Below are 14,439 nucleotides of genomic sequence, written 5' to 3' on the forward strand. Positions count from 1 at the left end.
TATAGTCGCCGTCATGACGAACCCGACGAGCACCACCACCCCGTCCGGCCGCGCCGGCCGCCGTGAATGGACCGCCCTCGCCGTCCTGATGCTTCCGCTGCTCCTGGTCTCGATGGACGTCTCCGTCCTCTACTTCGCGATCCCGGCGATCAGCGCGGACCTGGAGCCGAGCGGCACCCAGCAGCTGTGGATCTTCGACATCTACGCCTTCGTCCTGGCCGGACTGCTGATGACGATGGGCTCCGTGGGCGACCGCATCGGCCGCCGCAGGCTCCTGCTGATCGGCGCGGTGGCCTTCGGCACCGCCTCGCTGATCGCCGCTTACGCGAACAGCGCGGAGACCCTCATCGCGGCCCGGGCGGTCCTCGGCATCGGCGGCGCGACCCTGATGCCGTCGACGATGGCGCTGATCCGCACGATGTTCGCCGACCCCGGACAGCGCGCGAAGGCGATCGGCATGTGGTCCGGCGTGATGACGGCCGGGATCGCGCTCGGTTCGGTGATGAGCGGTGTGCTGGTCGAGTACTTCTGGTGGGGCTCGGTCTTCCTGGTCAACCTGCCCGCGATGGTGCTGCTCCTGGTCCTCGGCCCGATCCTGCTGCCCGAGTCGAAGGCCGCCTCGCCCGGCCGGTTCGACTGGCTGAGCGTCCCCCTGTCGATGGCCGCGGTGCTGCCCGTCGTCTACGGCCTGAAGGAGATCCCGTCCGAGGGCTGGAACGTCCGTTACGTCGTCTCGATCACCGTCGGTCTGCTCTTCGCGGTCCTCTTCGTGCACCGCCAGCGCACCACGGCCTCCCCGATGATCTCCCCGGCGCTGTTCCGCGGCCGCGGTTTCGGGCCCTCCGTCGCGCTCAACCTCATCTCCTCGTTCGCGATGATGGGCTCGGCCTACTTCACCACGCAGTACCTGCAGTCGGTGCTCGGCAAGAGCGCGCTGGAGGCGGCCCTGTGGGCGCTGCTGCCCTCGGTGCCTATCGGCGCCGCGGCCCCGATCGCGACCTCCCTGGTCCAGAAGGGCGTCGACCGCGCCCACGTCGTCACCGCCGGCTTCGCGATCGGCGCGGTCGGCTACGCGCTGCTCGCGTTCACCGGCACGGACTCGATGTGGCCGGCCCTGACCGCGTGCGGTGTCCTCGCCGTCGGCGTCGTCACCGTGATCTCGCAGATCACGGACCTCGCGATGAGCAGCGCCCCGCTGGAGCGGGCCGGCTCGGCGTCCTCCCTGATGGAGACCGGCGCGGAGTTCGGCGGCGCCCTCGGCATGGCGGTCCTCGGCTCCATCGGTACGGCGGTCTACCGCCACGAGATGCCGGATGCGGCGCCGGATGCGGCGCGGGAGACGCTGGGCGGGGCGCTCGCGGTGGCCGACCGGTTCCCGGGCCTCGCGACGGCGGCCCGGGAGGCGTTCACCAGCGGAATGCAGGGCGCGGCGATCGCGGGGGCGGTGGTGCTGGTCGGGGCGGCGGGCCTGGCGGCGCTGACGCTGCGAGGAGTCGACGTGCGCAAGGAGGCGCCGGAGCCGGAACCGGAGAAGTCACTCGCGTGAGCTCGCAGGAGAAAGAGGCTGGGCGGACCGGGACTTCCCGATCCGCCCAGCCCTCTGCCGTGAAGCGTCAGACCAGGTTCACCGCACGGGCCGACGTCGCCCCGATCTCCTCGGCCACCTCGGTCAGCACACCCGCGGGCACCGTGTCGTCGACGGTGAGGACCGCGAGCGCCTCGCCACCGGCGATCGCCCGCGACACCTGCATACCGGCGATGTTGATACCGGCCTCGCCGAAGATACGGCCGACCGTGCCGACGACGCCGGGACGGTCCTCGTACTTGAGGACGACCATGTGGTCGGCGAGGGCCAGGTCGACGTCGTACTCACCGACCGCGACGATCTTCTGGAGGTGCTTGGGGCCGGCCAGCGTGCCGGAGACCGACACCTCCTCGCCGCTGCCGAGCGTGCCGCGCACGGTGACGACGTTGCGGTGGTCGGCCGACTCCGAGCTGGTCGTCAGCCGCACCTCGACGCCGCGCTCCTGGGCGAACAGCGGCGCGTTGACGTACGACACCGTCTCGGCGACGACGTCCTCGAAGACACCCTTGAGGGCGGACAGCTCCAGCACCTTCACGTCGTGCTGGGTGATCTCGCCGTACACCTCGACGTCGAGGCGGACCGCGACCTCACCGGCGAGCGCGGTGAAGATCCGGCCGAGGCGCTCGGCGAGGGGCAGGCCCGGCTTGACGTCCTCGGCGATGACGCCGCCCTGGACGTTCACCGCGTCGGGCACGAGCTCACCGGCGAGGGCGAGGCGCACCGAGCGGGCGACGGCGATACCGGCCTTCTCCTGGGCCTCGTCGGTGGAGGCACCGAGGTGCGGGGTGGCGACGACCTGGTCGAACTCGAACAGCGGGGAGTCCGTGCAGGGTTCCTTCGCGTACACGTCGAGACCGGCACCGGCGACCCGGCCCTCCTTGAGGGCGGAGTACAGCGCCTCCTCGTCGACGATCCCGCCGCGCGCGGCGTTGACGATCCGCACGCTCGGCTTGACCTTGCGCAGCGCCTCGTCGCCGATGAGACCGACGGTCTCGGGCGTCTTGGGCAGGTGGACGGTGATGAAGTCGGAGACCTCGAGCAGCTCGTCCAGGGAGAGCACCTTGACGCCCATCTGGGCGGCGCGGGCGGGCTGGATGTAGGGGTCGTAGGCGACGACCTTCATGCCGAAGCCGGACATGCGCTGGGCGACCAGCGCACCGATCCGGCCCAGACCCACGACACCGAGGGTCTTCTCGGCGAGCTCCACGCCCGTGTACTTGCTGCGCTTCCACTCGCCGTTCTTCAGCGCGGCGTTGGCCTGCGGAATGTGGCGGGCGGTGGCGACGAGGAGACCGCAGGCCAGTTCGGCGGCGGTCACGATGTTCGAGGTGGGGGCGTTGACGACCATCACGCCGGCCTTGGTGGCGGCGGAGACGTCGACGTTGTCCAGGCCGACGCCGGCTCGTGCGACGACCTTCAGCTTGTTCGCGGCGGCGATCGCCTCGGCGTCCACCTTGGTGGCGGAGCGGATCAGGATCGCGTCGACTTCGGCGATGGCCGGGAGCAGTTCGGCGCGGTCCGCTCCGTTGCAGTGCCGGATCTCGAAGTCGGGGCCAAGCGCGTCCACAGTCGCGGGCGACAGCTCTTCAGCGATGAGTACGACGGGTTTCGAGCTCACGTGAGTCCTCACAAGTCCAATGCGGACGGCCGTCCCGACGGCCGCAGGCGGTGGAGGGGTGCTTGCCGCGTTGGAGACGCACGACGCTGTGGGCCTGACGCGTATGTAGTACGGCAGTGTAGTGGCGTCGAGACGGTCGCCCCGCGCCTCTGCGGAAGGATCACCCGTCCGTGATGCGACGGGTTGGACAACGGGGCCGGAGCTGTCTGCTCCGGCCCCCTGGCCTGAGACTTACGCCTCCTCGTCGACCCAGCTCATCAGCTTGCGCAGCTGCTTGCCGGTGGTCTCCAGCAGGTGCTCGGAGTCCGCGGTCTTGTACTCGTTGTACTTCTTCAGACCGCCGTGGTACTCGGCCATCCACTCACGGGCGAAGGTGCCGTCCTGGATCTCGGCGAGGACCTTCTTCATCTCGGCCTTGGTGGCGTCGGTGATGATCCGCGGGCCGGTGACGTAGTCGCCCCACTCGGCGGTCTCGGAGATCGACCAGCGCATCTTCTCCAGGCCGCCCTCGTACATGAGGTCGACGATGAGCTTCAGCTCGTGCAGGCACTCGAAGTACGCGATCTCCGGCTGGTAGCCGGCCTCGGTCAGCGTCTCGAAACCGGCCTTGACCAGCGCGGCCGTACCACCGCAGAGAACGGCCTGCTCACCGAACAGGTCGGTCTCGGTCTCCTCGGTGAAGGTCGTCTTGATGACGCCGGCGCGGGTGCCGCCGATGCCCTTGGCGTACGACAGCGCGAGCGCGAAGGCGTTGCCGGTCGCGTCCTGCTCGACGGCCGCGATACACGGAACGCCGCGGCCCTCCTCGTACTGGCGGCGGACCAGGTGGCCCGGGCCCTTGGGGGCGACCATGCAGACGTCGACGCCCGCCGGGGGCTTGATGAAGTCGAAGCGGATGTTCAGGCCGTGGCCGAAGAACAGCGCGTCGCCGTCGTTCAGGCTGTCCTTGATGGACTCCTCGTAGACCTGGGCCTGGATCGGGTCCGGGACCAGGATCATGATGACGTCGGCCTCGGCGGCGGCCTCGGACGGCGTCACCACGCGCAGGCCCTGCTCCTCGGCCTTGGCCTTGGACTTGGAGCCCTCGTGCAGACCGACACGCACGTCGACACCCGAGTCACGGAGCGACAGCGCGTGGGCGTGGCCCTGGCTGCCGTAACCGATGACCGCGACCTTGCGGCCCTGGATGATGGACAGGTCGGCGTCGGCGTCGTAGAACAGCTCGGCCACTTTGGGTTCTCTCCTTGGTCTGCAGGTGTTGCTTCCCACCGTATGACGGCGGGCTGAGATGAAGTTTCCGGGTCTCGGCATACGGGCGGCCGCAACCGCCCGTACCCGGCCCTACGCGCTGCGGTCGAGCGCGCGCAGCGAGCGGTCCGTGATCGAACGGGCGCCGCGGCCGATCGCGATGGTGCCCGACTGGACCAGCTCCTTGATGCCGAAGGGCTCCAGCATCTTCAGCATCGCGGACAGCTTCTCGCCGCTGCCGGTGGCCTCGATGGTGACGGCCTCCGGGGAGACGTCGACGGTCTTGGCGCGGAACAGCTGGACGATCTCGACGATCTGGGAGCGCGTCTCGTTGTCGGCGCGCACCTTCACCAGAACGAGTTCGCGCTGAACGGCCGAGCCGGGTTCCAGCTCGACGATCTTCAGCACGTTGACGAGCTTGTTGAGCTGCTTGGTCACCTGCTCCAGCGGCAGTTCCTCGATCACGTTGACCACGATGGTGATCCGGGAGATCTCGGGGTGCTCGGTGACACCGACCGCGAGCGAGTCGATGTTGAAGCCGCGCCGGGAGAACAGGGCGGCGATCCGGGCGAGGATGCCCGGGGTGTTCTCCACCAGGACGGAGAGCGTGTGCTTGGACATGATCTTTTACGTCTCTCTCGCTCAGTCGTCTTCGTTGTCGCCGAAGTCGGGGCGGACGTCCCGGGCGGCCAGGATGGTGTCGTTCGAGGTGCCGGCGGCGACCATCGGCCAGACCATCGCGTCCTCATGGACGATGAAGTCGACGACGACGGGGCGGTCGTTGATGGAGTTCGCCTCTTCGATGACCTTGTCCAGGTCCTCCGGGCGCTCACAGCGCAGGCCCACGCAGCCCATGGCCTCGGACAGCTTCACGAAGTCCGGCACGCGCGTGCCCTTGGCGTTCGGGTTGACGTCCTCCGGACCGCTGTGCAGCACGGTGTTGGAGTAGCGCTGGTTGTAGAAGAGGGTCTGCCACTGGCGGACCATCCCGAGGGCGCCGTTGTTGATGATGGCGACCTTGATGGGGATGTTGTTCAGGGCGCAGGTGGTCAGTTCCTGGTTGGTCATCTGGAAGCAGCCGTCGCCGTCGATCGCCCAGACCGTGTTGCCCGGCATTCCGGCCTTGGCGCCCATCGCGGCCGGGACCGCGTAGCCCATGGTTCCGGCGCCGCCGGAGTTCAGCCAGGTGGCGGGCTTCTCGTACTGGATGAAGTGCGCGGACCACATCTGGTGCTGGCCGACGCCCGCAGCGAAGATCGTGCCCTCGGGGGCGAGCTGCCCGACCCTCTCGATGACCTGCTGCGGGGAGAGCGAGCCGTCGGCGGGCAGGTCGTAGCCGAGCGGGTAGGTCTCGCGCCAGCGGGACAGGTCCTTCCACCAGGCGCTGTAGTCGCCCTTGTGGCCCTCGCTGTGTTCCTTCTGGACGGCCTGGACCAGGTCGGCGATGACCTCGCGGGCGTCCCCGACGATCGGCACGTCGGCGGCGCGGTTCTTGCCGATCTCGGCCGGGTCGATGTCGGCGTGGACGATCTTGGCGTGCGGGGCGAAGCTGTCCAGCTTGCCGGTGACGCGGTCGTCGAAACGGGTACCGAGGGCGACGATCAGGTCGGCCTTCTGCAGCGCGGTGACGGCGGTGACCGAACCGTGCATGCCCGGCATCCCCACGTGCAGCGGGTGGCTGTCGGGGAATGCGCCGAGCCCCATCAGGGTGGTGGTGACGGGGGCTCCGGTGAGTTCTGCGAGGACCTTCAGCTCGGCGGTGGCGCCGGCCTTGATGACACCGCCGCCGACGTAGAGGACGGGCCGCTTGGCCTGGGTGATCAGCTTGGCGCCTTCGCGGATCTGCTTGGCGTGCGGCTTGGTCACCGGGCGGTAGCCGGGCAGGTCCATGACGGGCGGCCAGGAGAACGTCGTCTTCGCCTGGAGGGCGTCCTTGGCGATGTCGACCAGGACCGGGCCGGGGCGGCCGGTGGAGGCGATGTGGAAGGCCTGCGCGATGACCCGCGGGATGTCCTCGGCCTTGGTGACGAGGAAGTTGTGCTTGGTGATCGGCATCGTGATGCCGACGATGTCCGCCTCCTGGAAGGCGTCCGTGCCGATCGCCTTGGAGGCCACCTGCCCGGTGATCGCCACGAGCGGCACCGAGTCCATGTGGGCGTCCGCGATCGGGGTGACGAGGTTGGTGGCACCGGGACCCGAGGTCGCCATGCAGACACCGACCTTGCCGGTGGCCTGCGCGTAACCGGTGGCCGCGTGGCCCGCGCCCTGCTCGTGACGGACCAGGACGTGCCGCACCCGGGTGGAGTCCATCAGCGGGTCGTACGCCGGAAGGATGGCACCGCCGGGAATGCCGAATACCGTCTCGGCGCCGACCTCCTCGAGAGAGCGGATGAGGGACTGCGCGCCCGTGACGTGCTCGGGGGCGGACTGCTGTCCTCCGGATCGGGGCCGCGGCTGCGGATGGGCCCCGGTGGCCTGCTCGGTCATCGTCATTCTCTTCTCGATGCTGAGGGTTTTTGCGAAGTTTGTGCGGTGTTCGACTGGTGCTGGTGCAACAAAAAACCCCTCGTGCCATAAGGCAAGCGAGGGGAGCGCGCCGGGTGGGGTCGCTGAGCGATCGAGGGCTCAGCGTCAGCCGACGCGCTTTCCAAGTACGAGAATTCGGGTGCGCATGGCACTGACCCTCCCCCCGGCACGCATGTGGTGTCAAGTGGGTGGGACGGGAGTCTCATTATGTGAGCGGAGGGCCGTGCCGCCTCCGAGAACCGCGGTCACCCCACTGGTGTACACCTCCGCGCCGCCCCCCGCGAACGCGGGTTCGGCGGGGCCGTGCGGCACCGGATAGTGGCCCGAGGCCAGCGCCCTGCGCAGCCGGTACTCGTCCAGCGGTCCGGAGAAGGCCATGCCCTGCCCGTGGGTGCAGCCCATCGCCCGCAGGGCGACGACCTGTTCCGGGAGGTCCACGCCGTCGGCCACGGACTGGAGTCCGAGGTCTCCGGCGATCCTCAGCAACCCGCTGGTGATCTTGTGCAGTCTGGCGGACTCCACGACGCCCTCGACCAGGCTGCGGTCGAGCTTCAGCACGTCCACGGGGAGTCTGCGCAGCGCGGTGATCGCCGCGTAGCCGCTGCCGAAGCCGTCCAGGGCGATCCGGACACCGACGCGACGGATCGCGGTGAGCCGGCGCTCCAGCTCGTCCAGGGAGACCCGGGGATCGGCGTCGGAGAGCTCGATGACCAGGGAGCCCGACGGCAGCCCGTGCCGGGTCAGCAGCCCCTCCACCGAGCCCAGGGGCAGCGAGCGGTCCAGCAGCCGCTGGGCGCTCATCCGGACCGCCACGGGCACGGTGAGCCCGGTCGCGGCCCGCTCGGCGGCCTGTTCGACGGCCTCCTCCAGGATCCAGCGGCCCAGCTCCTGCGTCTTGTCGCTGTCCTCGGCCACCCGCAGGAACTCGGCGGGCGTGAACAGCACTCCCTGGGAGGAGCGCCAGCGAGCCTGGGCGGAGACCGAGGTGATCCGGCCGTCCTCCAGACAGACGACGGGCTGGTGCAGCAGGGCGAACTCGCCGTCGTGCAGCGCGGCACGCAGGCGCGTGGCCAGCTCCGCCTTCCGTACGACGTCCTGCTGCATCTGGGGCGCGTAGAGCTCGACGCGGCCCTTGCCGCCCGCCTTGGCGCGGTACATCGCGAGGTCCGCGTTGCGCAGGAGCTCGCCGGCCCCGAGGCCGGGTTCGGCGAAGGCGACGCCGATGGAGGCGGCGACCCGGACATCGTTGCCGTCGATGAGGTACGGCTGCGAGAGCGTGACCCTGAGGCGGTCGGCGAGCTCCAGGATGTGACCCTCGCGGGCGGTGCGGTCGCGGGTGCCGTCCCCGACGATCAGCGCGGCGAACTCGTCCCCGCCGAGCCGGGAGGCGGTGTCCCCGTAACGGACGGAGTCCTGGAGTCTGCGGGCGGCCTGGACGAGCAGCTCGTCCCCGGCCTGGTGCCCGATCGTGTCGTTGACGGCCTTGAAGCCGTCCAGGTCGATGAAGAGGACGGCCGTGCCGCGGTCGGAGGAACGGCGGCCGGACAGGGCCTGCTGGACGCGCCGGGTGAACAGGGCGCGGTTGGGCAGGTCGGTCAGCGGGTCGTGCTCTGCGTTGTGCTGGAGCTGCGCCTGCAGGCGCACTCTTTCGGTCACGTCCCGGCTGTTGAAGATGAGGCCACCGTGGTGACGGTTGACGGTGGACTCGACATTGAGCCAGCCGCCGTCGCCGGACCGGAAGCGGCACTCGATGCGGGTGGTGGGCTCTTCGAGTGGGCTGGCGGCGAGGAAACGGCGCACCTCGTGCACCACGCAGCCCAGATCCTCCGGGTGGATGAGACCGGCCAGTTCCGTGCCGACGAGCTCCTCGGCGGAGCGGCCGTAGACCCCCGCGGCGGCCGGGGAGACGTACCGGAGGATGCCGTTCGGTGCGGCGATCATGATGACGTCGCTCGAGCCCTGCACCAGGGAGCGGAAGTGGTTCTCCTTCTGCGCGAGTTCCTGGGTGAGCGTGATGTTGTCGAGCAGCATGATGCCCTGGCGCACCACGAGGGCGAGCACGACGGTGCCGCCGGTGAGGAGCACCACGCGGTCCACGCTGCGGCCGTTGAGGACGTTGTAGAGGATCCCCAGCGTGCAGACGGCGGCGGCGAGGTACGGGGTGAGGGCGGCCAGCGACCCGGTGATGGGCCGGGTGGCCGGATACCGGCTGTGGTCACCGCCCTGAGCGCCCGGCGCTCCCGGCGCTCCCTGCGCGGACGGGCGGCGCTGGATCCCGAACCGCGGCCTGGGAAGGTGTTCGTGCACCACGCGCGTGCGCACGGCCGGTCGCCGGTCGCCGTCCGGGTGCCGGGGCGCGGCCCAGGGGGCGTAGGCGAGGAGCAGGGAGCCGGCGAACCAGCCGGCGTCCAGCAACTGGCCGGAGCGGTAGTTGTTGTGGAGCAGTGGCGAGGTGAACAGGGCGTCGCACATCACGGTCAGCGCGAGCGCGCCGATCGCGGTGTTCACCGCGGTGCGGTTGACCGCCGAGCGCCGGAAGTGCAACGCGAGGACCATGCTGACGAGGGCGATGTCCAGCAGCGGATACGCCAGGGACAGCGCGGTGTGCGCGACGCTGGGCCCCTCCGACTTGGCGGCCTGGGCGAGAGCGAGGCTCCATGAGAGCGTGAGGAGCGAGCCGCCGATCAGCCAGGAGTCCAGGCCGAGACAGACCCAGCCCGCCTTCGTCACCGGACGCTTGGCCAGGACCAGCAGACCCACGATGGCGGGCGGCGCGAAGCACAGGAAGAACAGGTCGGCGTAGCTGGGGTTGGGTACCTCCCGGCCCAGGACGACCTCGTACCACCCCCAGATCAGGTTGCCGAGCGACGCCATGGTTGAGGAGAGCGCGAAGAGCAGCCAGGCCTGCCGGAAGCGCACCCGACGGTCGCGGGCGTGGAGGAAGCACGACACGGCGGCGGCGCCCGCCGCGGCGCTCAGCCCGAAGTCGCCCATGATCAGGGCGACTTCGCGCGAGCCCCAGCCGAGCGCGGAACCGACGGCGTATCCCGCGCACACCAGGGCGAGGAGGAGTTGGTGCACCAGGCTCGACCCGCCACGGAGGACAGGCGGCCGGGAGGGCAGCAGCACCCCCCTCGCGGGCCGGGCCCGCAGCGCTCCGTCGAGGGTGGTCGTGGGAGAGGGGGGCGCGCTCACCGGGTCCTCCCGGTCCGCGCCGCTCCGGGGTCCCGGGGGTCCGGGTGCGCCGGCTGCGCATGCCTCCTGCGACTGCTGTGCCTGCGGTGATGAGGGCTGTGGTGACCGCCGTGACCGGCGTGGTGGCCGCGTCTGCGCGCGGCTGTGTGCCAGGGTCGGAGCCGGCGGCCCCGCCGCGTCGGATCGTTGGTCCATAGGCCGTGCATCGCCCGTCGCCCCCCTCACAGTCTGCAATGTCCATCCCCGGCGCCGAGCGGTGCGCGGCGCTGCCCCTGTCGGGACGATACACCAGTCTCGTCACTCAGGGACATAGTTCCTCTACGCTCCGTGACGACCAGCGGCGATGCGGGCACCGCCCGCGTCCGGAAGATTGCGGAGGGTACCGGAAACGGATTGCCCGCCTGTTACTCCGTGGTCCGAGCGTTCTCGGAACCCGTCGTAAGGATCACGTTGCGCAAGGGCTCCTGGTTCACATAGCGGTTCAGCTGGTCCACCAACAGGCGCTTGGCGCGCGGCAGGAACGCGGAGGTGGGTCCTCCGACATGCGGACTGACCAGTACGCCCGGCGCCTGCCACAGGGGGTGTCCCCGGGGCAGCGGCTCGGGGTCGGTGACGTCGAGGGCGGCGGTGATGCGGCCGGTCTCCAGTTCGGCGAGCAGCGCCTTGGTGTCGACGACCGGGCCGCGGGCGACGTTCACGAGGAGCGCGCCGTCCTTCATACGGGCCAGGAAGTCGGCGTCGGCCAGGTGCCGCGTGGTCTCGTCGAGGGGCGTGGACAGGATGACGACGTCCGCCTCGGGGAGCAGGGCGGGCAGTTCGGCGAGCGGGTGCACCGGGCCGCGCTCCGTGGTGCGCGCGGAGCGCGCGACGCGCGCCACCCGCGCGACCTCGAACGGTACGAGCCGGTCCTCGATGGCGGACCCGATCGAGCCGTAGCCGACGATGAGGACGTTCTTGTCGGCGAGCGAGGGCCGGAACCCGCCGCGCCACTCCCCCTTGTCCTGGGCCCGCACGAAGTCGGGGATCCCACGCAGTGAGGCGAGGACCAGGGTGAGCGTGAGCTCGGCGGTGCTCGCCTCGTGCACACCGCGCGCGTTGCACAACCGCACGCCGGGACGCAGATGCCTCAGGCCCGGTGTCACGTTGTCGACGCCGGCCGACAGCGTCTGTACGACCTCGACGGAGCTCAGGTGGGGCATCGGCCGCAGAACGACATCCAGCGGCTTCATGTACGGGACGACGTAGTACACGCAGTCGGCCGGGTCCGCCGGGAAGTCCACCTCGCCGTTCCAGAAGTGGTAGTCGGGGCCCTCGGGAAGCCCCTCGATGTCGTCGGGCGGGATGGGAAGCCACACGTCAGCACTCATGCTCAGGAGGCTATGTCAGGCGGCTGGGGGCCCAGAGGTTAGGTTGGGGGCCGGAAGAGGGAGGGTCACGAGCAGGTGGAGCGCAGGAAGATCGGCGCGGCGGCGCTCGCGGTGGGAGCCGTCGGACTCGGGTGCATGCCGATGAGCTGGGCCTACAGCGGGTCGCGGCAGCGGGGCGACGAGTCGGTCAGGGCCGTACACCGGGCGCTCGATCTGGGCTCGACGCTGCTGGACACGGCCGACATGTACGGCCCGTTCACCAACGAGCTACTGCTCGGCCGGGTGTTGAAGGAGCGTCGCGAGGACGCCTTCGTGTCGACCAAGGTCGGTCTGCTGGTGGGCGAGCAGCACATCGTGGCCAACGGCCGCCCCGGCTATGTGAAACGGGCCTGTGACGCCTCCCTGCGGCGGCTCCAGACCGATGTGATCGACCTCTACCAGCTGCACCGCGAGGATCCCGAGGTCCCGGTCGAGGAGACCTGGGGCGCGATGGCGGAGCTCGTACAGGCCGGAAAGGTACGGTCGTTGGGGCTCTGCGCGATGGGAGCGCGAGGCGGTCGCCGCTCCGGCAGGCGGTTGTACGACGCGACGATCCGGCAGTTGCAGCGGGTCCAGCAGGTCTTCCCGGTGAGCGCGGTGGAGGCGGAGCTGTCGGTGTGGTCGCCGGAGGCACTGGGGACGCTGCTGCCGTGGTGCGCGACGCGCGGCATCGGCTTCCTGGCGGCGATGCCCCTCGGCAACGGCTTCCTGACCGGCACCCTGATCCCAGGCGAGGGCTTCGAACCGGACGACGTCCGTGCCCGCCACCCCCGCTTCACCGCCGAGATGACGGCCGCGAACCAGCCGATCGTCTCCGGCCTGCGCCGCATCGCGGCCCGGCACGGGGAGGGTGTCACCCCGGCACAGGTGGCGCTGGCGTGGGTACTGGCCCAGGGCACTCACGTGGTCCCGGTACCCGGGACCAAGCAGGAGCGCTGGGTGACGGAGAACGCGGCGGCGGCCGACCTCCGCCTGACCGGCCAGGACCTCACCGAGGTGGCGGAACTGCCTCCGGCACAGGGGTCGTGGGACTAGGGGCCTGCCGGCGGCGCCCGAGCCTCGGGCCGGCAGACTCTCCAGCGGCGCCAGGCCCGTGGCCCAGCGCGCCGACCGACGGCGCTCCACCCGTGGCCCGGCACCCCCGATAGCGCCCGGCGGCCCACCGACCAGACCCCCAGCGGCGCACGACACATGGACCCGGTAAGCCCACCGACTGCGCAGGGACCCGCGGAACCAGCAGACCCTCAGCGACACCCGCGCCGCGGACCGACAAGCCTGCGGCCGCACGACTCAGCAGACCCACCGGCCGCCCGGCCGCCGCAAGGCCGGCCGACCCGCCGCCGGCACCCGAGCCGCCGGACCGGCGGGAGCGGGTGTGCGCATCGGGTCCGGGAGATCGGGAACCTGGGAGGCGCGAGCGGTGTATGACAGGTAGAACCCGCCGCTTCGAAGGGACCATGATCGTGCATCGTCGAGCTGTGACGGCCGTGCTGGCCGCGACCACGCTCCTGCTGACGGCCGGCTGCTCCTCCGACGGTGGAGGAGGGGGCGGCTCGCCGGACGGCGGCGGTGACAGCGCATCGTCGAGCGGTCCGGCCTCGGGGTCCTCCCCCACCCAGCAGGCCGCGGAGGCGACCCCGCCGGCGAAGGGCTCGGTGAAGGTGGTGCGCACGGTCGCCGAGGACCTCAAGACCCCCTGGGGCCTCGCCCCGCTCCCCGACGGCGACCTGCTCGTCTCCTCACGGGACGAGGGCACGATCACCCGGGTCGACGGACAGTCCGGCAAGAAGACGGAGCTGGGGCAGGTCTCCGGGGTCTCCGCGGCCGGCGAAGGCGGCCTCCTGGGCATCGCGCTGTCCCCGGACTACGCCTCGGACCACATGGTCTACGCCTACTTCACCTCCGACTCGGACAACCGCGTCGTGCGGATGGTCTACGACGAGCAGAAGGCGTCCGGTGAGCAACTGGGCGCACCCGACACCGTCTTCAAGGGCATCCCCAAGGGCTTCATCCACAACGGCGGCCGGATCGCGTTCGGCCCGGACGGCATGCTGTACGCGGGCACGGGTGAGAGCGGCAACACCGGCCTTTCCCAGGACCGCAAGTCCCTGGGCGGCAAGATCCTGCGCCTGACCCCTGAGGGCGACCCCGCCCCGGGCAATCCGTTCCCGGACTCCCCCGTGTACTCCTACGGCCACCGCAATGTGCAGGGCCTCGCCTGGGACTCCAAACAGCGCTTGTTCGCCTCGGAGTTCGGCCAGGACACCTGGGACGAACTGAACGCGATCAAGCCGGGCGACAACTACGGCTGGCCGACCGCCGAGGGCAAGTCCGACGACAAGACCTTCCACAACCCGATAGCGCAGTGGCAGACCGACGACGCCTCCCCCAGCGGTATCGCCGTAGCCGACGGCTCCGTCTGGATGGCCGGGCTGAAGGGCCAGCGACTGTGGCGCATCCCGCTGAAGGGCACGGCGGCCTCCGCCGACCCGCAGTCCTTCCTGAAGGGGGAGTACGGCCGGCTGCGCACGGTGGTCTCCGCGGGCGGCGACAAGCTGTGGCTCGTCACCAGCAACACCGACGGCCGCGGCAGCCCCAAGGAGGGGGACGACAAGATCCTGGAGATACAGGTCAGCTAGTCGGAGCCGTCATTCCGGCGCGCTCTGCGAGGGCTTCTCGGTGTCGTCGTCCGGCTTGGACCGGCGGACGACGACCTTCCCGGACGTGAGATCTATCGGTCCGCGTCCGGGGTCGCCGTCGCCGACGTCCTCGCGGGTCAGCTCCAGCCGGTTCTGCTCGTCTCGGGTTTGCTTGCGGCCGGGTGCGAACAGTTCCTCGAACATGTTGAACATGCAGTCTCC

General features: G+C 70.4%; 10 protein-coding genes. 3 read left to right on the top strand and 7 right to left on the bottom strand.

Features of this window, described 5'->3' with window-relative positions:
* The first annotated feature begins 13 nt into the window (after window positions 1-13).
* Window positions 14-1,546 (top strand): MFS transporter, encoded by a 1,533-nt coding sequence (locus tag M2157_RS15540; RefSeq protein ID WP_280865525.1) that lies wholly within the window; start codon window positions 14-16, stop codon window positions 1,544-1,546.
* Between the two features lie 67 nt (window positions 1,547-1,613).
* Here M2157_RS15540 and serA read toward each other — a convergent pair whose 3' ends face one another.
* The 6 genes from serA to M2157_RS15570 all read right to left on the bottom strand — a co-directional run bounded on the left by serA (window position 1,614) and on the right by M2157_RS15570 (window position 11,539).
* A complete protein-coding gene (serA, locus tag M2157_RS15545) occupies window positions 1,614-3,203 on the bottom strand; it encodes a phosphoglycerate dehydrogenase (RefSeq protein ID WP_266527359.1) in 1,590 nt (529 codons plus the stop codon).
* A gap of 231 nt (window positions 3,204-3,434) precedes the next feature.
* On the bottom strand, window positions 3,435-4,433 hold the full coding sequence (ilvC, locus tag M2157_RS15550; protein WP_280865526.1) for a ketol-acid reductoisomerase: 999 nt from the start codon (window positions 4,431-4,433) through the stop codon (window positions 3,435-3,437).
* 111 nt (window positions 4,434-4,544) lie between these two features.
* Window positions 4,545-5,072, bottom strand: a complete 528-nt coding sequence (gene ilvN / locus M2157_RS15555) for an acetolactate synthase small subunit (protein ID WP_057616386.1) — start codon at window positions 5,070-5,072, stop codon at window positions 4,545-4,547.
* A 21-nt stretch (window positions 5,073-5,093) separates the two neighbouring features.
* Window positions 5,094-6,938: an acetolactate synthase large subunit gene (locus tag M2157_RS15560; RefSeq protein ID WP_280862426.1), complete on the bottom strand. Its 1,845-nt coding sequence runs from the start codon at window positions 6,936-6,938 to the stop codon at window positions 5,094-5,096.
* A 219-nt stretch (window positions 6,939-7,157) separates the two neighbouring features.
* A complete protein-coding gene (locus tag M2157_RS15565; protein WP_280862427.1) occupies window positions 7,158-10,172 on the bottom strand; it encodes an EAL domain-containing protein in 3,015 nt (1,004 codons plus the stop codon).
* Window positions 10,173-10,576: 404 nt separating this feature from the next.
* Window positions 10,577-11,539: a 2-hydroxyacid dehydrogenase gene (locus M2157_RS15570; RefSeq protein WP_280862428.1), complete on the bottom strand. Its 963-nt coding sequence runs from the start codon at window positions 11,537-11,539 to the stop codon at window positions 10,577-10,579.
* Between the two features lie 75 nt (window positions 11,540-11,614).
* Between M2157_RS15570 and M2157_RS15575 the strand changes: the two genes are divergently transcribed.
* The gene (locus tag M2157_RS15575) at window positions 11,615-12,613 is read left to right on the top strand and encodes an aldo/keto reductase (protein WP_280862429.1); all 999 of its coding nucleotides are present in this window, start codon (window positions 11,615-11,617) and stop codon (window positions 12,611-12,613) included.
* A 389-nt stretch (window positions 12,614-13,002) separates the two neighbouring features.
* Window positions 13,003-14,217, top strand: a complete 1,215-nt coding sequence (locus tag M2157_RS15580; protein WP_280862430.1) for a PQQ-dependent sugar dehydrogenase — start codon at window positions 13,003-13,005, stop codon at window positions 14,215-14,217.
* Window positions 14,218-14,226: 9 nt separating this feature from the next.
* On the opposite strand, the gene M2157_RS15585 is transcribed toward M2157_RS15580, so the two are convergent.
* The gene (locus M2157_RS15585) at window positions 14,227-14,430 is read right to left on the bottom strand and encodes a DUF6191 domain-containing protein (RefSeq protein WP_280865527.1); all 204 of its coding nucleotides are present in this window, start codon (window positions 14,428-14,430) and stop codon (window positions 14,227-14,229) included.
* Window positions 14,431-14,439: the final 9 nt, after the last annotated feature.

Source organism: Streptomyces sp. SAI-127 (genome assembly GCF_029894425.1).
GTDB lineage: Bacteria > Actinomycetota > Actinomycetes > Streptomycetales > Streptomycetaceae > Streptomyces.

Excerpts from the sequence above, each read along its gene's own strand:
- M2157_RS15540 (WP_280865525.1), top strand. The coding sequence starts at position 14 with ATGACGAACCCGACGAGCACCACCACCCCGTCCGGCCGCGCCGGCCGC.
- ilvN (WP_057616386.1), bottom strand. The coding sequence starts at position 5,072 with ATGTCCAAGCACACGCTCTCCGTCCTGGTGGAGAACACCCCGGGCATC.
- M2157_RS15560 (WP_280862426.1), bottom strand. The coding sequence starts at position 6,938 with ATGACCGAGCAGGCCACCGGGGCCCATCCGCAGCCGCGGCCCCGATCC.
- M2157_RS15570 (WP_280862428.1), bottom strand. The coding sequence starts at position 11,539 with ATGAGTGCTGACGTGTGGCTTCCCATCCCGCCCGACGACATCGAGGGG.
- M2157_RS15580 (WP_280862430.1), top strand. The coding sequence starts at position 13,003 with ATGACAGGTAGAACCCGCCGCTTCGAAGGGACCATGATCGTGCATCGT.
- M2157_RS15585 (WP_280865527.1), bottom strand. The coding sequence starts at position 14,430 with ATGTTCAACATGTTCGAGGAACTGTTCGCACCCGGCCGCAAGCAAACC.